Annotated in this window: 18 protein-coding genes and 1 tRNA gene; 12 read left to right on the top strand and 7 right to left on the bottom strand. The window is 69.5% G+C overall.

Features of this window, described 5'->3' with window-relative positions; all coding sequences use genetic code 11:
- The first annotated feature begins 63 nt into the window (after positions 1–63).
- The 6 genes from N8I84_RS19760 (at position 64) to N8I84_RS19735 (ending at position 6,423) form a co-directional block, all read left to right on the top strand.
- Positions 64–303 carry a hypothetical protein gene (locus tag N8I84_RS19760; RefSeq protein ID WP_225099819.1) on the top strand — a complete coding sequence of 80 codons (240 nt, stop codon included), beginning with the start codon at positions 64–66 and terminating at the stop codon, positions 301–303.
- Between the two features lie 263 nt (positions 304–566).
- Positions 567–1,829: a DUF3631 domain-containing protein gene (locus N8I84_RS19755; protein ID WP_263230763.1), complete on the top strand. Its 1,263-nt coding sequence runs from the start codon at positions 567–569 to the stop codon at positions 1,827–1,829.
- Positions 1,830–2,318: 489 nt separating this feature from the next.
- On the top strand, positions 2,319–3,116 hold the full coding sequence (locus tag N8I84_RS19750; RefSeq protein ID WP_263230762.1) for a DUF2637 domain-containing protein: 798 nt from the start codon (positions 2,319–2,321) through the stop codon (positions 3,114–3,116).
- A gap of 346 nt (positions 3,117–3,462) precedes the next feature.
- Positions 3,463–4,023, top strand: coding sequence for a MobC family plasmid mobilization relaxosome protein (locus N8I84_RS19745; protein ID WP_263230761.1), 561 nt, complete (start codon positions 3,463–3,465; stop codon positions 4,021–4,023).
- On the top strand, positions 4,020–5,732 hold the full coding sequence (locus N8I84_RS19740; RefSeq protein WP_263230760.1) for a relaxase/mobilization nuclease domain-containing protein: 1,713 nt from the start codon (positions 4,020–4,022) through the stop codon (positions 5,730–5,732). Before N8I84_RS19745 ends, N8I84_RS19740 begins: the two co-directional genes overlap by 4 nt.
- A 163-nt stretch (positions 5,733–5,895) precedes the next feature.
- Positions 5,896–6,423 carry a hypothetical protein gene (locus tag N8I84_RS19735; protein WP_263230759.1) on the top strand — a complete coding sequence of 176 codons (528 nt, stop codon included), beginning with the start codon at positions 5,896–5,898 and terminating at the stop codon, positions 6,421–6,423.
- 513 nt (positions 6,424–6,936) lie between these two features.
- Here the strand turns inward: N8I84_RS19735 and N8I84_RS19730 are convergent.
- The 4 genes from N8I84_RS19730 to N8I84_RS19715 form a co-directional block, all read right to left on the bottom strand.
- Entirely contained in the window at positions 6,937–7,524 is a 588-nt protein-coding gene (locus tag N8I84_RS19730; protein WP_263230758.1) for a class IV adenylate cyclase, read from the bottom strand.
- A gap of 11 nt (positions 7,525–7,535) precedes the next feature.
- Entirely contained in the window at positions 7,536–8,198 is a 663-nt protein-coding gene (locus N8I84_RS19725; RefSeq protein WP_263230757.1) for a class I SAM-dependent methyltransferase, read from the bottom strand.
- A gap of 551 nt (positions 8,199–8,749) precedes the next feature.
- Positions 8,750–9,652, bottom strand: coding sequence for a radical SAM protein (locus tag N8I84_RS19720; protein WP_263230756.1), 903 nt, complete (start codon positions 9,650–9,652; stop codon positions 8,750–8,752).
- A gap of 105 nt (positions 9,653–9,757) precedes the next feature.
- The gene (locus tag N8I84_RS19715) at positions 9,758–10,450 is read right to left on the bottom strand and encodes an HAD family hydrolase (RefSeq protein ID WP_263230755.1); all 693 of its coding nucleotides are present in this window, start codon (positions 10,448–10,450) and stop codon (positions 9,758–9,760) included.
- 97 nt (positions 10,451–10,547) lie between these two features.
- On the opposite strand from N8I84_RS19715, the gene N8I84_RS19710 reads away from it, so the two are divergent.
- Together N8I84_RS19710 and N8I84_RS19705 are read left to right on the top strand one after the other, a co-directional pair.
- Positions 10,548–11,321, top strand: coding sequence for a helix-turn-helix domain-containing protein (locus N8I84_RS19710; protein WP_185867937.1), 774 nt, complete (start codon positions 10,548–10,550; stop codon positions 11,319–11,321).
- A complete protein-coding gene (locus N8I84_RS19705; protein ID WP_263230754.1) occupies positions 11,308–11,775 on the top strand; it encodes an NUDIX hydrolase in 468 nt (155 codons plus the stop codon). Before N8I84_RS19710 ends, N8I84_RS19705 begins: the two co-directional genes overlap by 14 nt.
- Here the strand turns inward: N8I84_RS19705 and N8I84_RS19700 are convergent.
- Positions 11,763–12,326, bottom strand: a complete 564-nt coding sequence (locus N8I84_RS19700) for an HD domain-containing protein (RefSeq protein WP_263230753.1) — start codon at positions 12,324–12,326, stop codon at positions 11,763–11,765. The two genes, N8I84_RS19705 and N8I84_RS19700, sit on opposite strands and share 13 nt — an antisense overlap.
- A 113-nt stretch (positions 12,327–12,439) precedes the next feature.
- On the opposite strand from N8I84_RS19700, the gene N8I84_RS19695 reads away from it, so the two are divergent.
- The 4 genes from N8I84_RS19695 to N8I84_RS19680 all read left to right on the top strand — a co-directional run bounded on the left by N8I84_RS19695 (position 12,440) and on the right by N8I84_RS19680 (position 16,442).
- Complete coding sequence (locus N8I84_RS19695) at positions 12,440–13,462, top strand: hypothetical protein (RefSeq protein ID WP_263230752.1); 1,023 nt, start codon at positions 12,440–12,442, stop codon at positions 13,460–13,462.
- 150 nt (positions 13,463–13,612) lie between these two features.
- Positions 13,613–13,686 (top strand) — tRNA-Lys (locus N8I84_RS19690).
- Between the two features lie 201 nt (positions 13,687–13,887).
- Positions 13,888–14,619: an MgtC/SapB family protein gene (locus N8I84_RS19685; RefSeq protein WP_263230751.1), complete on the top strand. Its 732-nt coding sequence runs from the start codon at positions 13,888–13,890 to the stop codon at positions 14,617–14,619.
- Positions 14,620–14,705: 86 nt separating this feature from the next.
- Complete coding sequence (locus N8I84_RS19680; protein ID WP_263230750.1) at positions 14,706–16,442, top strand: heavy-metal-associated domain-containing protein; 1,737 nt, start codon at positions 14,706–14,708, stop codon at positions 16,440–16,442.
- Positions 16,443–16,579: 137 nt separating this feature from the next.
- Here N8I84_RS19680 and tyrS read toward each other — a convergent pair whose 3' ends face one another.
- The gene (gene tyrS / locus N8I84_RS19675) at positions 16,580–17,848 is read right to left on the bottom strand and encodes a tyrosine--tRNA ligase (RefSeq protein WP_263230749.1); all 1,269 of its coding nucleotides are present in this window, start codon (positions 17,846–17,848) and stop codon (positions 16,580–16,582) included.
- Between the two features lie 192 nt (positions 17,849–18,040).
- Positions 18,041–18,688, bottom strand: a complete 648-nt coding sequence (locus N8I84_RS19670) for a GTP cyclohydrolase II (RefSeq protein ID WP_263234823.1) — start codon at positions 18,686–18,688, stop codon at positions 18,041–18,043.
- Positions 18,689–18,838 lie beyond the last annotated feature (150 nt).

Raw genomic sequence — 18,838 nt, 5'->3', positions numbered from 1 at the left:
GACGCCTGGAGCCGGACGTGATGACTGCGTTCGCCGAGGGCTGCATGGAAAGGGGCGCACTGCATGCGCGACGACGCGATGGCCGGAGACTCGAAGGGCTCGAAGGGGATGAGTCGGGAGGAGGTACTCGCCCTCCCGGTGGCGGTTGACCTGGACACGAGCAATCGAGCGCTGGGGCTCGGTCGGAGCAAGGGCTATGAGCTGGCGAAGCGAGGCGCCTACCCGTGCAAGGTGCTGCGCCTGGGCAACGCCTACCGGGTGGTGACCGCGGACTTGTGGGAACTGCTGGGTCTGGCGGCGTGAAGGGGCGGCAGCGTAGCAGACGGTTCTGCGCTGAGCTGACACAGAATCGCTGGACTGTTGCCGGGGGTGGACGTACTGTCCGTGTTCCCTCGGGGCACCGAGCGAGTGTCCCGACTCGGGACACAGAGCGTGTTCAGTCTCTGAACGCAGCGAGCCTCCGGCGCGGCAACGCCGGAGGCTCGGGAATCCCCGTCGCCCGTCTCCAACGAACGATCCGCGCCGCTGGGCCTGCATGCCCGGCGGCGCAGAAGAGGAGCCACCTGGTGCAACCTGAGAACCCTGCGCCCTATTCCACCCCCGTATCCCCTGCCACCGCATGGCCGTCGGTCGCGGTGCCGGGCAATCCCGACCAGGGCGAACCCGAGCACGCTGCGTCGGTCGCGGCGGCCGAGACCCGGGCGCCGGATCCGGAGCCGACCGTCGGCTCGGCGCTGCTGGACGAACTGCGTGAGCAGATAGCGAAGTTCGTGATCCTGCCCTCGCCGGAGGCGCTGGATGCGGTGACGCTGTGGGTGGCGGCGACGCATCTGCAGCCGGCCTGGCAGCACGCGCCGCGTCTGGCGGTGGTGGGGCCGGCGAAGCGGTGCGGCAAGTCGCGGCTGCTGGACGTACTGACCGAGACGGTCCACGAGCCGATGCTCACCATCAACACCACACCGGCTGCGGTGTTCCGGTCGATCACCGAGGAGCCGCCCACGCTCCTGGTGGACGAGGCGGACACCATCTTCGGCACGCCGAAGATGGCGGAGAAGAACGAGGAGATGCGCGGCCTGCTCAACGCCGGCCACCAACGCAACCGCTACGTCACGCGGGTGGTCGGCAACGACCACACCCCGCACCGGTTCGCCACCTTTGCCATGGCGGCCCTCGCGGGGATCGGTGACCTGCCCGACACGATCATGGACCGGGCTGTGGTGATCCGTATGCGCCGCCGGGCGGAGGGCGAGCGCGTCAAGCCCTTCCGCTCCCGACGCGACATCCCCGCTCTGCACGACCTGCGCGACCGGATCGCTGCATGGGCAAGGCCGCTGCTGGATGAGGCAGCGGACCTGGAGCCGGACATGCCGGTGGAGGACCGGGCCGCCGACACCTGGGAGCCGTTGGTCATCATCGCGGACCTGGCCGCCGGATCCTGGCCCCGTCGCGCCCGAGAAGCGTGCGCACGGATGGTCGCCGCAGAGGTCGAGGCAGAGGAGGACCGGCCCGGGGGAGCCCGAATCCTCGCCGACATCCGCAGGGTGTTCGTAGCCCAGCGCGAGCCCGACAGCCTTACCACGGACGAACTACTCCACCAGCTCCGGCAGGATGCCGAGAGCCCCTGGGCGGAGTGGGGACGCAACGGGCTGAACGCCAAGGACCTGGCAGCGATGCTCCGGGAGTTCGACATCAGGCCCGGCAACGTTCGCCTCCCCGACGGAACCCAGCGCAAGGGCTACATGCGCAACAAGTTCCTCGACGCCTGGCGGCGCTACTGCCCCACTGTCCACTCAGCGGACACCGAGCCTGCCGCCCCCAGCGCAGACTGACCCCCGCATCCCCCGGTGGGCGTCCCTGCCGTCCCTGCCGTGATTCCGCAGGTCAAACGGCATGCGGGCAAGACGGCAGCCGGCGACAAGACGGCAAAGCGATCATGGTGAATCGCTGCCGCCGGGAGGACGCCGCCCGGATCCGTCTTGCGCCGTCCCACGCGTCCTCGCCGTATCACCGCAGGTCACAGCCCCGCCGAGTGGGACGGCACAACGTGGAAGTGCCGTCCCGCCCGGCCGGGGACACGACGAGACGCCGCCGGCAGGCCGCCCGCCGTCAGGCCGCGCCGCACACGCCGGACGACGCCCGAACGCCGCCGGTACGGCACATCCACGCCCTGCCGTACCGGCCCTGACCTGCGCTTGCAACGGCCAAGACGGCAAGACGGATCACACCGCCAAACCCCAGGAGCACCCCGCTTGACCCTCCCTACCCCCACACCCAGCCCCACCTACCGGGGGCACCGTCCCGACGAAGGACGGCTGTCGATGACCAAGAAGGACATCGAGCGGTACACGCTCGGTGCAGCCGGAGTCGTCATCGTCGCCCTCACCATCAGCGGATTCTGGCTGTCGTACGCACACCTCGCCGAGGTCGCCGGACAGCACGGGCTGCGCAGCTCCACCACCCGACGCTGGGCCTGGCCGGCGACCCTGGACGCCTTCATCGTCGCGGGCGAACTGCTCATGCTCCGCGCGGGCCTGCGCAGGGTGACCGACAGGTGGGCGATCGCCCTGACGGCCACCGGATCGGTCGGCTCCATCGCGCTCAACGTTGCCGGAGTCAACGGAACCGGCAGCGCAGGCACCGTTCCGCTGCTCGACTACGTGGTCGCCGCGGTCCCCCCGACCGCAGCGCTGCTGGCCTTCGGCGTCCTGATGCGGCAGATCCATCAGCTCGTCGACCAGCCTGCGGGCCATCCGGAACCCGCGCCGGTCCAGGCGCCGGAACCACCGGTCACCGCCCCCGCCACGCTCGCCGAGCCACCGGCCGAGCCCGCCCAGCCCGTGCCGCCGACCGCCGTGTCGTGCCAGCCGTCGAACCCACCGTCCGAGATTGCGGAGAGCAGGCCGCGCGGTGGCCGCCCGCCCGGCGCCACGCTTGAGGAACTCGTGGAGATCGGCCGGATCGCCCTCGCCGAGCACGGCACGCTCACCCGGTCACTGCTCCGGAATGCCGTCAAGGCCAAGGGCCTGACGATCAGCAGCGAGCGGCAGACCGACGTGATGACCACCCTCCGGTCCGAAATCGAAGCCGCCGCCGAGACCGGTCCGGACAGCGGCTGACCGGAATCTCCACGGGGTGACCGGAACCCTTCCGGTCACCCCGGCCAGTCGGCCACCGGTCTCACTCGCCGCCCGCTTATCCACATCTGTGGACGAGGCGGTGACTGTCCCCACTCCGCCGCCCCCTCCTGCGGAATTGCCCGCCTTGCCCACCCCTCCTGGAGCACCGCCCGTGACGCACAACCCGCACCACCCTCAAGACACCCCAGACGAGCCGATACCGCTGACGAAGTCCTCTACGCTGATGAACCGTCTGCGGCGTGCGTTCGGACGGGGTGCCCCTGGCGGAGCCAGTAGTACCCCGAGTCCGACTCAAGGCCGGTCTTCGGGGGTCTCCGCCCCGGGGGTGGCGGAGACGGCCCAGCGCCAGGGGGCGCAGGACCAGGGGCTCGGGGCCGAGGGCAGCGCCGACCCGGAGACGCTCCACACCGTCCAGCGCCAGATCCTCCACCCCGCACCCGCCACCGTGCCAGCCGCCGAGGATCGAGCCGTGCAGAGCGTCCAGCCGGCGATCCGCCGTTTCACCGGCACCAAGCGGACCGTACGCGTCGGCCCCCTGCGCTTCACCGGCGACGAGCACGTCCTGCTCCAGGAGGCTGCCACCGAGCACGGCTACAAGGGCGAGTCCGGTTTCGCCGCCGACATCGTCCTCGCATTCATCAGCGGCCGGTTCACCGCCAACCTGCCCCTGTCCGAGGACCGCCGCCGCACGCACATCTTCCGCGCCCAGGTCCTGCGCCAGCTCAACCGGATCGGCGTCAACGTCAACCAGATCGCCCGAGCCCTCAACAGCGATCAGACCCCGTCCGACATTCGCCAGCGCTTGACCGAGCTCCACGACCTGCTGGAGCTGATCGCCGAGGCCCTGCGCCAGCCCGCCGATCCGGAGACGGAGGCAGCTGCGTGATCGCCGCCATCAAACCGGCCGGGTCCAACACCCGCGGCCTGCTCGCCTACCTCTACGGCCCCGGCCGCCGCGACGAACACCTCGACCCGCACATCGTGGCCGGATTCGCCATGCTCGGCATGCCCGACCCCGGCCGTGACGAGAACGCCACGCTCACCGAACTCGGCCGCCACCTCGACGCGCCCGTACGCCTGCGCAACAACGAGTTCGGCCAGAAGGTCACCGACCACGTCTGGCACTGCCCCGTCCGCGCCGCGCCCGAGGACCGCTACCTCTCCGACGCCGAGTGGGCCGAGATCGCCCAGCGCATTGTCCAAGCCGCCGACATCGCCCCCGCCGGCGACGACCTGGCCTGCCGCTGGATCGCCGTACGCCACGCCGACGACCACATCCACATCCTCGCTACCACCGTCCGCGAAGACGGCCGCCGCCCCAAACTCCACGACAGCGGCGTGCGCGTCGGCGACGCCTGCCGCGAGATCGAGAAGGACTACGGGCTGCGCCGGCTGAAGAAGGGCGACCGCACCGGTGCCCGACGGCCCACCCAGGCCGAGATGCACAAGGCCGAACGCCTCGGCTGGGACCAGACCAGCCCCGAATGGCTCCAGGACCGCATACGCGCCGCCATCCCCCACGTGACAGGCGCCGAGGAATTCATCGCCTACCTCGAAGCCGACGGCATCGAGGTCAAAGCGCGACGTGGTCCGTCAGGAGACCTCCTCGGCTACGCCGCCGGCCGCCCCGGCGACGTCAACGTGGCCGGCGAGCAGATCTACCACCCCGGAAGCAAAATCTCCCCTGACCTCTCCCTGCCCAAGATCAAGGCCCGCCTTGAATCCGGCCGACCCGAAGAACACCCCACCGCCCGCCGCAACCACCCCAGCACCCCCTGGCAGCAGGCCACCGACGCCCTCGACACCCTCCACACCGGCCTCGCCGACGACACACACGCCCAGGCCCACATCGCAGCCCTCGGCGAGCTGCTCGAAGCCACCGCCCAGAAAGCACCCGCCAACCTGCGCGCCGAACTCCGAGCCGCCTCCAAGGCGTTCGCCCGAGCCCAGCGCTCCCAGATCCGCGCCGAAGACCGCGCCGCCCACGCGCTGCGCAGCGCGGCACGCGACATCGTCCACACCGCCACCGGTCCCGACGGCAGCGCACTCGCCGTCCTGCTCGCCGGTCTTGTCTGGGCCGCCATCGTCGCCGGACGCTGGCACGAAGCAAAGAACCACGCCCACCAAGCCGAAGCGGCCCGCCAGGCAGTCCAGCACCTCCGGACCGCCGCCGACCACGCCCTCACCCCCACGCTCACCGAACTCGCAGCCCGGCCCCCAAGGGCCCAAGCGTGTGGCGTCCTGGCCAGCGACGTACGAGCGGCAGTCCCCGACCACGCCAAGCGGATCCTCGCCGACCCGGCCTGGCCGGCACTCGCCACCGTGCTCGCCGACGCCGAAGCCCGCGGCCACCAACCCCACCAGCTCCTCAAGGAAGCCGCCGCACAGCGCGAGCTGACCACCGCCCGTCATCCTGCCCGCGTCCTGATCACCCGCATCCAGCACACCGGCCGAAACCCGGCACCCAACCGCCGAGCCGAAGCTGCCCGCCGACGCTCAACCACCGGGGCTTGGCCAGCGGGAAGCCCGATCCCGACACCGCAGCAGGCCGCCCGTGTCGCCACTCAAGGAGGGGACGCCCGTCCCCGACGTTAGCGCGACCATGACCGAGCGGGCTCCGGGCGGTCAAGGAGTCCACTCGGTCGTGCACGATCACTTAGCCATCGTCGGCTGTCCAGCTCGGCACAGAGCGGCATCACAGTCGACCGGGAAAGAACTCTGCATGAGCGCCCCGTTGCCCAGGACTACGGTGTCGGCCATGCGGGAGGTGGAGTACGAGAGCCACGGCTGTCCGTTGGAGGACTACCAGCTCACCCGCGGTGATCACCGACAGCAGGAGCAGTCGGAGAACATCGAACGTTGGGTGGAGAAGGTGCTCGCTGCGAAGGAGGCCGAAGAACGGGCAGACCCTGTGCTCGCAGCAGGTCGCCGCGCAGCCGCAGACAGGGCACTGGACATGCTGCGCAACTTCAAGACCGCTGAGCGCGAGATCATGCGGTGGCGCGTACGGCTCTATTGCGGCCACATCGTTGAGACTCGGCGGCATTGCGAGAATCGCAAGCCCACGCTGCACGGTTCGTCATCAATGCAGTGCCCGGAGTGCGGGAAGGACCCATCAGCGATCGTGGCCTTCGAACCGATTGGGCTGGCCGGAGAACCGCGGTCCCCTGTGAAGCCAGCACCTTCTTCGCGGCCGAAGAGGCTGACCCGTACGGAGCTTGAGCGGCGAGTAGCCGCATTGGAGAAGGAGATCGAGCGCCTCCGCGCGCAGGGAAGCGGAGAGTAGCTTCCCTGCGGGCGGAGGCGTCAACGGGCGTGGCGCCCGTGGGTGTACTGCAGGAGACCCGCCCTGGCCACAGGGCTCGTGCCGCGGGGGACGGCAGGCTCGTCCGTGGCCAGGGCGGGGGCTTAACCGTGGCGGAGGAACCGGCTCTGGCCGCGGTTTCTGCCAGTACGTCGGCCCGAGGTTGGTCTTGGGGCGGTGGGCTCGTACAGCCGGTCAGAGTGAGTCGGTTCATCCCTGCTGAGTAGCGACTCCCAGACGCGTGCTTGGAGCTCGCGGATGCAGGGTCCGCATGCATACATGGGCGCCTGGGCGCCGGCGACGCTCGCGGGGCCGATCCACAGGACGCGTGTCCAGCGCTGGCCGCAATAGAGCCAGCAGAACCCGTCGACCCATTCGTTGCCGTCGTCCGTGGCCGCTGGGGCGGGTAGTCCCCCTCGGGCGAATTCTGCGATCCCGGGGATCACCCTGTGCTGTAAGGCGATTTCCGTCAGCATGGTTCGGACGCTTCCCCGATTAGGCTCCCTGGGCCGCCGAGGAAGCCTTCTCCTGCTTCTCGCCATCGGAGAACAGCAGGGTGGGCTCGGCGAGGATGTCGCGGCCGGCCTCGCTCTTGTAGATCTCGTCGACGCTGCCGAACCGGGCCTGGGAGTAGTCAAGCCCCAAGAGATCGGCGGCCTGTCGGACGGACGCTTCGTCGGGCCCTTCGATCTCCAGGAACGTGGGGAGGTCGGGCCAGGTGTCGAAGTCGAAGGCGACCTCTCCCAGACGCCACTCCTCGCGGTAGTTCTCCTGGTAGCGGACCTCGGTAAGGCCGACTCGGCGGAGGATGTCGGCCATGGCGTGCAGGTCGGCGACCTCGGTCTCGATCTCCTTGGTGCCGTCGATCGTCGTGGCATCAGTGACCTGCTTGAGCGTGAGCGTCGAGCGGGTGCCTTCGTCTCGCAGACGGAGCCACGCCCCGCCGTCGAGGGAGTCGTTCTCGAAGATCTTGCGGGTGAGGAGGGTGCGGGGGAGCGCCTGGACGGCACCGAGGGCAGACAGCTTGGCCTGCAGGTCGGCGACGTCGACGGCCAGGAACTTCGCCTCGTACTCGTGCTTCATGGATCCTTCTCTCAGAGACGGTCGGTGTGGGCGGACGAACGGGCCGCCAGGAGCAGGCCCATGCGATGGATGTGGTCGTGTGGCTGGCCGATGTGGGGCCGCTCAATGAACTCGTTCGTGCGCAGGGTGAGCAGCACGTCCCAGTCGCCGAGGAAGTGACGGTGCAGGCGTTCGGGAGAGGTGTAGTGCTCCACCATGTGGTGGCGCTGTTCCACGGGCATCATGAACTCCGCACCGAACACACCGCCCGGGCGGACCAGGCGCTGCATGCGGTCGACGAACTCGGCGAGAGGGCGGTGGTGGTTGGCACTGTAGTGCCACGAGCAGCTCGTCCAGACCGCCTCGCACGGCACGTCCAGAGGTTCCCCCGCAAGGAAGTCCTCTTCGATCACCTGCACACGGGCCCGGAGTTCCTCCAGCTTGAGCCGGTCGATCAATCCCATGGCGTGTACGTCGATGCCGCCCGGGAGGCGGACCTCACCTCCGTGCACGGCGAGCGCGTCGCGTTCGATGGCCACTACGCGGTACCCAGCCGCGGCCAGGGGCAGGACGAACTTGCCGTCGCTTGCACCGACGACCGCGACCGTGGCATCAGGAGCAACGCGTTCCTGCAGGGTCGCGAGGAACTGCGGAAAGAAGGTGAGGGTGTGCTCCCACAGGCTCTGTGTCTGCATGGGAGTGCGCTCCTTGCGTATCGGTGGCGGTGATCACGCGGAGGACTTCTTCAGGGGTGAGCCCCGTGGTGTCGATGCGTTGCATCGGGAACGAGGCGTAAGCATCCGTCACTTGGTCCGTGTCGGGCTCCGTCAGCGCGTCCCATCGCGATGTCGGCTTGTTCCGTGATGCGAGGCGGCGCCGGCGTTCGTTGTCAGCGCATACGAGGTAGTAGGTGACGGGTGTCGGCAGCCAGGCCGGCAGAGTGACGCCGAGCCGGGCGCCCAGGGCCCGGTGGCTGGTGAGGCACCGGGCGAAGTAGCTCTCCACGACCACCGGAACGCCGCTTCTGAGGTGGCGCTGGATCTCTTCGGCTGCCGTGAACAGTGCCGAGAGGTAGAGGCACATCCGGGCTTCGACGTTCGTCCGCCTGTCCACCTCGCGCCGGAGGGGCTGGTAGAAGGCGGGCACGGTGGGAACGAGGACGGCTTGACGGGCAGCCGCGAGCATCGGAGCGATCGTCGACTTTCCAGTGCCCCGTAAGCCTTCCAGGCTTTCGAATCTCGGTTGGTCAGGCACGGGCGTACACCACGTCCGGTACGGAGAGCGTGAGCTCGTCGGTGGCGGAGGGCCTGTGGACGATGCGGTTCGCGGCCTTCTCGTACCAGAACGCGTGGGAGTCCTTACCGACCGCCTTGCAGGACATGGTGAGCGCACCGCGCGGGTCGGCCTCGATCCGGTCGATCTCGCGAGGCCCGCTGGGCGGAGCGCAGACCGCCGGAGCACCGTGCTCGGAGAGGTCCTCGTCGACGATCACCTCAAGCGGCAGCTTGGTCTGTGCGAGCTCTTCGCGAAGCCGGCCGTAGGCGGTCGTGTCCGTGACCAGCAGCTCGGGGTGGTCAGCGGCATTGCCTACCGGCCTCAGGTGGTGGAGCTTCAGTTGCCGGACCCCGAATTGCCCGAGGATGCTGGCGAGAGGGAGGACCTCGCCGATGTTCTGAGAGGTCACGGTCATGGTCGCGCCCGTCGGAACACCGAGGTCCCGTGCCAGGCTGAGTGAGCTGAGGGCGCTCTGGTAGCTGCCGCGCTTCCGGATGCCGTCGTTGGTCGAGCCAACCCCCTCCAGGGAGACCCTGAGCAGGTCCAGGTGCGGAGCGATCTCGGTCAGGCGGCGCTCGATCCGATATCCGTTGGTGCAGATCTCGACGCGCTGGCCCAGTTCCTGCTTGGCGTGCCGGACGACCTGCGGGAGCTCCCGGTGGACGAACGGTTCGCCGCCGAGGAGGGTGACGGCCTCCGTGCCGTATTCGTCTCGCATCAGGGTGAGGAGACTGACGGCTTCCTCGGCGGTGAAGGCGTCGGCGTACTGAAGTCGCTTGCCGTGGAAGCAGTGCAGGCACGTGAAGTTGCAGCGGTAGAGCAGCTGCAGGTACAGCATCCGGATCTTCCTGATCCCGGTGACTTCCTCGATCACATGGGCTCCTTCGGCTGACTGCCTGGTGGGAACCCCGATGGTGGCGGTCTGCCAGGGGACCTCGTCACCGCGTTCGGGGACGGTCCGAGGACGTCCTGGGACGTTTTACACGCCCGCGAAGGACTCCAGGATGCCGAGAACCCGCCTGGTGTCCGATAGGTCCGGCAGGATCTCGTGGGCGCCGGCAGCGGCCAGCTCCTCGGCACTGTGGACACCGGAGGCGACCGCAAGGATCGCGGAACCCGTGGCCAGGGCGGCTTCCACGTCGCGGGGGGTGTCTCCCACGAGGACCAGGGGCACATCAGCCGGAACGCCACGGCGCTGCTGTATGCGTTCACGCGCGACCGCGACAAGTTCGGGGCGGAGCTCGGCGTCCGCTCCGTAGGCGCCGGCAGGCAAATCCAACAGCGAGTCGAGGCCGAAAGCGGAAAGCTTCACGTGAGCGTTGGCGGCGATGTTGCCGGTCAGGACAGAGGAGACCCAACCACTTCGTGCGGCAGCGGCCTTGAGCACCTCGTGAACCCCGGGCAAAGCCGTCCCGCGCAGGCGCAGATCATCAAGGCGGTCATGCCCAGCTTGCGCGAGGGTGGCCTCGATGACGGACCACTCGGGTACAGGTAGCCCGTCACGAAGGAACATATCCCGCATGATGAGTCGATCCGTGCGCCCCTCGGTACGCGCCGGCTCCGACGGTTCGCGTCCCGCGAGTGATGAGAAAGCGGCAGCGTAGATCTCCTTGCTAACCCCCGCGTTCTCGATGAGGGTGTGGTCGATGTCCCACAGGACGATGAGCTCCATGGCGCCAGGGTAGGCAGTCCCTTCGGAGCTCTGCTTCCGTGACAACGTCCCATAACGTCCTTGCGCGATCATGCATGGGGCCGCTTCCATGGCTCCTGTGAACGACCGACTGCACTCTGTGCTCGCGCAGCGCGGCGTCTCGCCCGAATCGCTCGCGGAAGTCTGCGAGGTGGACCCCAAGACGGTGAGCCGGTGGCTGGGAGGGCGTGTTCCACACGCACGGCATCGCTTCCGCGTCGCCCGCCACCTGCGCGTGGAAGAGACCTTCCTTTGGCCGGCGTCGCCTCGACGGCCCGGCCGAGCGCGTGACGGGTTAGGCACCGAACTGGTCGGCACTTATCAGAACCGGGCCAGTGTGCCGCGGGACGTCTGGCTCTCGCTGCTGCGCGAAGCCCAGCACGAGATCGGTGTCCTCGTCTTCTCCGGCACGTTCTTCGCGCAGTCCAATCCGCACGTAGCCAAGATGCTCTCCGAGCGCGCGGCGGAGGGGGTCCGGGTGCGCCTGTGCTTCGGTGACCCGGACGGTCAGGCCGTCGCGATCCGAGGCCGCGAAGAGGGAATCGGCGACACTCTTGCCGCCAAGATCCGAGCATCACTGACGTACTACCGACCCCTGCTGGGCGAGGCCGGGTGTGCCGTACGCCTCCACGACACCACGCTCTACACGTCCATGTTCCGCTACGACGACAACCTCCTGGTCAACCCCCACATCTGGGGGCAGCCGGCCAGCGCCAACCCCCTGCTTCACCTCAAGAGGACTGAAGGCACTGGGTGGTTCGACAGTTACGCTCAGAGCTTCGATGCCGTCTGGGCCGCCGCGCGGCCGTGGACACCCGACCACGAGAGGACCACCGCCCATGGGCAGGACTGAGTACTACAACGACCCGGCCGCCCCGAAGGCAAACACCCTCATCCCTGCCAGCAACCTGCTCGTCGTCGACGAGACCGGAGCCATCCTTCTCCAGCACCGCCGTGACACCGGCCAGTGGGCGCTTCCCGGAGGCGCACAGGACATCGGCGAGACCGCGGCAGAGTGCGCGGTACGCGAGTGCCTGGAAGAGACCGGCATCATCGCCGAGATCACGGGCTTCCTCGGCGTCTACACCAACCCGAACCACATCGTCGCCTACAGCGACGGAGAGATCCGCCAGCAGTACGAGAACACGTACATCGGCCGGCCCGTCGGCGGAGCTCCCACGATCAACGACGAGGCCGACGGGGTGCGCTTCGTCCAGCCGGCCGACCTCGACCAGTACGACATCCACCCGAGCATGCGCCAGCAGATCGGAGACTACCTGGCCGGCACCTATCCCTACCTCGGCTGAGCCGCCAGCGCCGTCTCAACCCTTTGCACAGACGAGAGGATCTCAGGGGCCGCACGGCGGATGAACCGGCCGACCACACTGTCCGCGCCATACCGACTGATGATCTCCGCGATCCGCTCGCGCGCACTGGTCCCGGCACCATCGGGCGTCGTCGTCATGTCGCAGTACACGAGAGCGTCCACGAGCAACGGCTCCTCCAGCAACGGAAACTCCGACGCCAACTCGTCCCGCAGCCCGCGCTCCTCAGCCTCCAGCAGGGCAAAAGAGTGGTTCGCGACCAGCCGCACCAGCCGCTCGTCGGCCCCATGCTCGTCGCGAAGGAACCTGGCCCCGTCCAGCGGGTGGAACCCGGTCACGGCCAGCCGAGGTGCGTACCCGATGTCGTGCAGGGTGGCGGCAGCGACGAGAAGAGCGCTGTGCTCCCCGAGAAGCCCCCGGACTTCGGTGGCGCGCTCGGCCACTCCTTGCGTATGGGCCCACCTCCGGGGAAGCTCAGCGGCGAGCTCGGATTCGGCTACCTCCGTCGCCCACTTCGTGATCAGATCGGCCATGTCTGGCTTGATGCCCCCAAGGTCTCTCGAACACACCACGGCGCCCCCACCAAGCAGCACCAAACTAGGTCGAGTCGGCAGCGAGTGTCAGCGCTCCACGCCAGGATCCTCCTATGCACATCGACTTGGAGCGCATAGCCGCGATCCAGCGGTCGGTCATCGGAGCTGTGTTACTCGTTGCCATAGTGATGGTGACGTACCGATCGCTTGCCTGGGTCGCGCGTCGGATCCGCCGGATACAAGAGTGGTGGTCGGCCTGGAACGCGAGGGTTGCCGATCGGGACATAGCGCCGACAGCTCAGGCGCTCCAACCGCTTGGTTTGGCAGACCTGCCGATCCATGATCTCCGTGAGGCTGGCCGGAAGACCGCCGGATCCGTAAAACTCCGCTATCAACTGCTCACCTTCGCGGTCAGCATGGGGGCCTTCGACCTGTTGATCGCCGTGATCAAAACCATCGACACTCAGCGGGTGCAACCGGACCTGAGGCCACCGGCGCTGATGCTCGCTGGTGTGACGTTGCCCCTCCTGATGTGGGCCGCCCGGCGTGGCAAGGCCATCGTGGGTTACAGATTCCTGCTCTCGATCATGGCTGCCATCGAGGCGTGCGAGGCTGTGGCCAGCGCGGATACGAGCGCCAGGCATCAGGCGCTTCGGCATCTGGATGACACGTGCTCCATCGTTCGGCGGTCGCTTCTGCGGGTCCACCGGATCTCGAACAGCGTCAGGCGTGGATCTCCCCGGCAGCGCAGCACAAAGCGTCACGCCGCCCTCGTAGTGGCAAAACTGCAGCTTGCCGAGGCGCAGGTTGACACCAAGGGCATTGGTGGGCTCCGCAGTCTGGCCGCGCTGCTCGCCAAGATCGGCAACAGCTACGCTGCCGGAAACGCTGGCAGGCTTCTGCCAGAGCAGAGGCTTCGAGGCACGGTTCCGGTGGCCAACCGAGAAGGGCTTCGGCTGGTTGCCGTGGTCTCCGCTCCAGTAGCAGCGGTTTGCCTGGCCGTTCTGACGGGGCTTCCCTCAGGAGTCGAGACCGTCTTGGCGGCCGCTGTAGCTGTGGTGGCTGCTGCGGCCGCATACGGGCCGCGGGTCGCAATCGCCAAAGCGGCCGAGATCATGAGCATTTTGAAGCAGTAGTACTGCGCTCATTGGTACTGAACGCGCTGCTCAGCAGGTTCTTTTTGCGTGAGCGATGCGTGAGCGGACGATGCGGCACGAGCTGTCACGAGCCACACCGCCCGTCACGGCGCACATGCCCTGACCAGGTGGTTCCGGACCCCGAAGCACGGCCCGGAACCACCCGGCAAGCCTTGGCCAGGACTTTTAATCCATTGGTTGTGGGTTCGAGTCCCACAGGGCCTACGGTTCGCAGGCGAGGGGCACCCCCTCCGGCCTGTCGTGCGGCGTCCGGTTCGGCTTCGGCCGGGGCGGGCGCCGCTTCGTTCTCCGGGCCGTGCGGGAGCGTCCCCCTCCCGACCCCCTCATGCCTCTCGGTACGTGCCCCTTTTCACAGGCATGGCCGGCGCCACCGGGGTATGCGTGTGGCCGGAGGGGAGGTGCGCATGTCCGAGCCGGCGGCTCCCTTGTGGGACGTGGGCAATGGGCAGGGGCTGCGGCAGCTGTCCGAACTCGGTGTCGCCCTGGTGCTGTCCACCCTGATCGGGTGGGAGCGGGCCGCGCAGCAGAAGAGCGCGGGACTGCGGACCCACACCCTGGTCGGCATCGCCAGCGCACTGATGATGGAGGTCTCCCAGCACGGCTTCACCAACGTGCTCGGGCTGGACCACGTCTCCTTCGACCCGTCGCGGGTGGCGGCCCAGATCGTGTCCGGGATCGGCTTCATCGGCGGCGGGCTCATCTTCGTACGCCGGGACGCCGTCCGCGGACTGACCACCGCGGCGACGGTCTGGCTCACCTGCGCGGTGGGCATGGCCTGCGGTGGGGGCCTGCCGATCCTCGCCATCGCGGTCACGGCCCTGCACTTCCTCGTCGTACGGGGCTACCCCCTGCTCACCGCGCGTCTCGTGCCGGACCGGGCGCCGTCCGTCTTCGAGTTGCGCATGACCTACCGCACCGGAACGGCCCTGCTGCCCCGGCTGATGGAGATCTGCACCCGGCGTGGTTTCCGCATCCTGCAGGTCAAGGTCGACCGGCTGCCCGGCAGCACCGACCCGGCCGCACGCGTCCTGCTCGAGCTGGAGGGTACGTCCGACACGGGCGGGCTGACGTCCGAGTTGTTCGAGAACGAGGGCGTGCTGGATGTGGAGATGACCGCCGCCACGGACGATGAGTAGAGACGACGAGCAGCGCCGACGAGCAGAGGCGTCCCGGTGGCGGTAGGCGAGCGGCATTAGAGCGTGAGCCCTGCGGGTACCCGGGCGTGGTGGCCGGAAGTGTGGTGTCCTCGCTGGCGTCCGTGACCCGCGCCAGGGTCAGCGGGGCGTGGTCCCTCGGCGCGGCGGGCGCCCGTACCGCCGGGCGGGTGGCGCCGGTGGCGGCCAGGACCGGGCTGCGCGCTGCCGAGGGGAGCGGGCGGGTCGCGGTGGCGGCGGTCCGGCAGGGGGTCTCGGCGGCCGCGGGGGTGCCCGGGCGGGCCGTGCGGGCGGGGCGCGTTCTGGCCGATCTCCATCCGCGGCGGCACACCCGTCATGTGTGGGCCTCGCACGGGCGTGCGCACATCGAGGTGCGCGGGCTCGATCGCGGTGGCGGCACTCGGGAGCGGCTGACCGGCGGGGTGACCAGGGCGCTGAGCGGGCTGAGCGGGGTGCGGTGGGCCGAGGTCAACGCGGTGACCGGCCAGGTGCTGCTGTCGTTCGACGAGCGCAGGGTCGGTGTCGACCGCCTGCTGAACACGGTCAGAGCGGTGGAGAAGGCCCAGGGCGTGCGGGACGCGGACTTCCCCTGGGCGCAGCCGGTCACCCCGGGCGACGACGCGCCGGTCGCGGCGGTGACGGCCGAGTTGCTGGTCGACTGCGCGGCGGTGGCCGCCGGGGTGGTCCGCAGGGTGTTCGGGCTGCCGTCGCTGCCCCGGGTGGTGCCTGTGGCGGTGGCGGCGCTGGAGCTGGAGCGGGGGCTGCGCAGACCGTTGGTGCGCCGTATCGGGCCGCTGGAGACCGATCTGCTCCTGTCGCTGGCCGGCGCCGTCGTGGGCGGGCTGTACGGCGGTATCGGGATGCCGGCCGTCGACGCGGCGAACCGGATGCTGCTGCTTCGCGAGATCCGCGCCCGGCGTCAGGTGTGGGAGCGGCGTGAGAGGGACCTGTGCCCGGGCCCCGCCTGTGTGCCGCACACCCGGCCGGTGCGGCATCTGCGTGGCAGGGCCCGGCAGCCCGGTCCCGTCGAGTGGTGGGAGGCGCGGCTGGCCCCGGCCGCCCCGCTCACCGCGGCGGCGGTGTTCGCGCTGACGGGCAGTACCGGCCGCGCGGCGGACGCCCTGCTCGCCGCCGTCCCCCGGGCGGCCCGTTACGGGCGGGAGGCCTTCGCCGCCACGGTCGGACGGGAGCTGGCGCGGCGTGGTGTCGTACCGCTGGACCCGTCGGCGCTGCGGTTGTTCGACGTGGTCTCCGCCGTGGTCGTCGACTCCGCGGTGCTGGTGACGGAGGGCGGGCGGCCGGCTCCGCCCGCCGTGACGGTGCTGGCCGCCGCACGCGCCACCGGAGCGCGGGTGGTGCTCACCGAGGACGAGCGCATCCGTGAACTCCTGTGCCCGTCCGACGAGATCGTCGGCGGGCGCGAACGTCTCGCCGACCGGGTGTGCGCGCTGCGGGACCACGGGGAGGGCGTCCTGGTGATCTCCGGTACGGACGCGGAGGCGCTGGCCGCCGCGGACATCGCGGTCGCGGTGCCCGACGCGCCGGGCGCCGAGGCTTCCTGGTCGGCGGACCTGGTCTGCGCGGACGGTCTTCGGGACGCCTGGCGCATCCTGCGCGCGGTGACCGCGGCCCGCGAGGTCTCCCGGCGGTGCGTCCGCCTGGCGCTGGCGGGCTCCACCACCGGAACCCTGCTCGCCCTCGTCGGCCGGAGGCACGGCGTCCTGCGCGCCCTCACGCCGGTGCACGTCACGAGCCTGCTGGCCCTGCTGTGGTCCACCAGGGCGGCGCGACGCGCGTTGCGGTGAGCTTCACGTGTCCGCCCGTGCGTGCGGGGCCGATGCCGACCGGCTCGATTGCTCCGCGGTTGCCGTAGCCCGGCTCCGTGGGCGGGAAGTACGCCTTGCGCCCACGGATGAGATGAGCTCCCGTCTCCCGGGCTGCCTCAGGCTCCGGTGACGTCGATCACTGCCAGGTTCTTCTTGCCCCTGCGCAGCACCAGCCAGCGACCGTGCAGCAGCTGGTCGGCCGTGGCCACCGCGTCCTCGGAGGTCACCTTGACGTTGTTCACGTAGGCGCCGCCCTCCTTCACGGTGCGGCGGGCGGCCGACTTGCTCGCCACCAGGCCGACCTCCGCGAAGAGATCGGTGACCTGGCCGAGTTCGCTCACCTTGGCGCTCGGGAGCTCGGAGACCGCGGCAGCCAGCGTCGCCTCGTCGAGTCCGGCGAGTTCGCCCTGCCCGAACAGCGCCTTCGACGCGGCGATCACGGCAGCGCACTGGTCGGCGCCGTGAACCAGCGTGGTCAGCTCCTCGGCGAGCGCACGCTGCGCGGTACGGGCCTGCGGTCGCTCCGCGGTCACCTTCTCCAACTCCTCCAACTCCTCACGGGACTTGAAGGAGAGGATGCGCATGTACCGCGAGATGTCCCGGTCATCCGTGTTCAGCCAGAACTGGTAGAACGCGTACGGCGTGGTCATCTCCGGGTCGAGCCAGAGCGTGCCGGTCTCCGTCTTGCCGAACTTGGTGCCGTCCGCCTTCGTCATCAGCGGCGTCGCGAGCGCGTGCACCTCGGCGTGCGGCTCCAGGCGGTGGATCAGATCGAGACCGGCCGTGAGGTTGCCCCACTGGTCACTGCCGCCCGTCTGGAGCGTGCAGCCGTACCGCCGGTACAGCTCCAGGAAGTCCATGGCCTGGAGCAACTGGTAGCTGAACTCCGTGAAGCTGATGCCCTGCTCGGACGCCAGGCGCTGGGCGACCGAGTCCTTGGTGAGCATCTTGTTCACCCGGAAGTGCTTGCCGATGTTCCGCAGGAACTCGATCACGGACAGGCCCGCGGTCCAGTCCAGATTGTTGACCATGGTCGCCGCGTTGTCGCCCTCGAAGGAGAGGTACGGCTCGATCTGCGCGCGCAGCCGGCCCACCCACTGGGCGATGGTCTCCGGGTCGTTCAGGGTGCGCTCGGCGGTCGGCCGCGGGTCGCCGATGTGGCCGGTCGCGCCACCCACGAGGGCCAGGGGCCGGTGCCCCGCCTGCTGGAGTCGGCGTAGGGTGAGCACCTGCACCAGGTGGCCGACGTGCAGGCTGGCCGCGGTGGGGTCGAAGCCGCAATAGAACGTGACGGGGCCATCCGCGAGAGCCTTGCGCAGTGCGTCCTCGTCAGTGGACTGGGCGATCAGCCCACGCCACATGAGCTCGTCGACGATGGCCGTCACGGTCCTGTGTCTCCTAGAGTCGCGTGTGTCAATGTGGCGGCCAGTGTAGTGCTCCGACCGGATTTCTGCGTTTGTGCTGCTCAGCAGCAGCGCGGTGCAGGAGCGCCGGCCAGGTCACCCGCATCCGGGAGTGTCCTGGATCACACGGCCCCGGATTTCTACGCCTGTGCGCGCGGGGAACGTCCCTCCCCTTCAGCCCGCCGTCAGTTCCGTCAGTTCCGTCAGCGGCAGCGTGTGCTGGGTGTGGACCACCTTCGCGCGCAGGTAGCGCACGTTCTGGGCCGTGGTGAAGACGCCTGTGGGGACGCGGTGGGTGACCGTGAGACCGAGGTCGCGGAGCTGTCCGGCCTTGTCGGGGTTGTTGGAGAGCAGGTCCAGGGCGTCGATGCCGAGCGCGCGGAGCATCTGCGCGGCGGCCGTGTAGTCGCGGGCGTCCTCCGGCAGGCCGAGCGCGGCGTTCGCCTCGTAGGTGTCCAGGCCCTGGTCCTGGAGGGCGTAGGCGTCGAGCTTGTTGTAGAGGCCGATGCCGCGGCCCTCCTGGCGCAGGTAGAGCAGGACGCCGCCGTGCTCGGCGATGCGCTCCACCGCCTCCCGCAGCTGGGGGCCGCAGTCGCAGCGGGCCGAGCCGAAGACATCGCCGGTCAGGCACTCGGAGTGCAGCCGCACCAGCGGCGGCCGCCCGGCGGCCACCTCGCCGAGGACCACGGCCACGTGCTCCTGTCCGTCGGCCAGGCCGTGGAAGGTGACCAGGTCGGCGGTGACCGTGTAGCCGTCGCCGAAGCGGAGCGGGACCGTCACCCGGGTGCGGACGGTGGCGGCCGGAAGGTCGGCACCGGGCATGTCGGCAGCGAGCAGCTCGGTGGCGGGAAGAACGGCGCCGGGCAGGTCGTTGGCGGGGAGGGGGACGGCCAGGGCGGCTGCGGGCAGCCCCGCCGTGTGCGGGGCGGTTGTGTGCGGGTCGGCTGTGTCACCGGTGTCACGGGAAGGGGC

The organism is Streptomyces cynarae, assembly GCF_025642135.1.
GTDB classification, from domain to species: domain Bacteria; phylum Actinomycetota; class Actinomycetes; order Streptomycetales; family Streptomycetaceae; genus Streptomyces; species Streptomyces cynarae.
Note: the sequence above shows the minus strand (reverse complement) of the source record. Positions and strands in the feature narration are given on the sequence as shown.

Excerpts from the sequence above, each read along its gene's own strand:
- N8I84_RS19760 (WP_225099819.1), top strand. The coding sequence starts at position 64 with ATGCGCGACGACGCGATGGCCGGAGACTCGAAGGGCTCGAAGGGGATG.
- N8I84_RS19750 (WP_263230762.1), top strand. The coding sequence starts at position 2,319 with ATGACCAAGAAGGACATCGAGCGGTACACGCTCGGTGCAGCCGGAGTC.
- N8I84_RS19735 (WP_263230759.1), top strand. The coding sequence starts at position 5,896 with ATGCGGGAGGTGGAGTACGAGAGCCACGGCTGTCCGTTGGAGGACTAC.
- N8I84_RS19730 (WP_263230758.1), bottom strand. The coding sequence starts at position 7,524 with ATGAAGCACGAGTACGAGGCGAAGTTCCTGGCCGTCGACGTCGCCGAC.
- N8I84_RS19725 (WP_263230757.1), bottom strand. The coding sequence starts at position 8,198 with ATGCAGACACAGAGCCTGTGGGAGCACACCCTCACCTTCTTTCCGCAG.
- N8I84_RS19715 (WP_263230755.1), bottom strand. The coding sequence starts at position 10,450 with ATGGAGCTCATCGTCCTGTGGGACATCGACCACACCCTCATCGAGAAC.
- N8I84_RS19705 (WP_263230754.1), top strand. The coding sequence starts at position 11,308 with ATGGGCAGGACTGAGTACTACAACGACCCGGCCGCCCCGAAGGCAAAC.
- N8I84_RS19700 (WP_263230753.1), bottom strand. The coding sequence starts at position 12,326 with ATGGCCGATCTGATCACGAAGTGGGCGACGGAGGTAGCCGAATCCGAG.
- N8I84_RS19695 (WP_263230752.1), top strand. The coding sequence starts at position 12,440 with ATGCACATCGACTTGGAGCGCATAGCCGCGATCCAGCGGTCGGTCATC.
- N8I84_RS19685 (WP_263230751.1), top strand. The coding sequence starts at position 13,888 with ATGTCCGAGCCGGCGGCTCCCTTGTGGGACGTGGGCAATGGGCAGGGG.
- N8I84_RS19670 (WP_263234823.1), bottom strand. The coding sequence starts at position 18,688 with ATGCCCGGTGCCGACCTTCCGGCCGCCACCGTCCGCACCCGGGTGACG.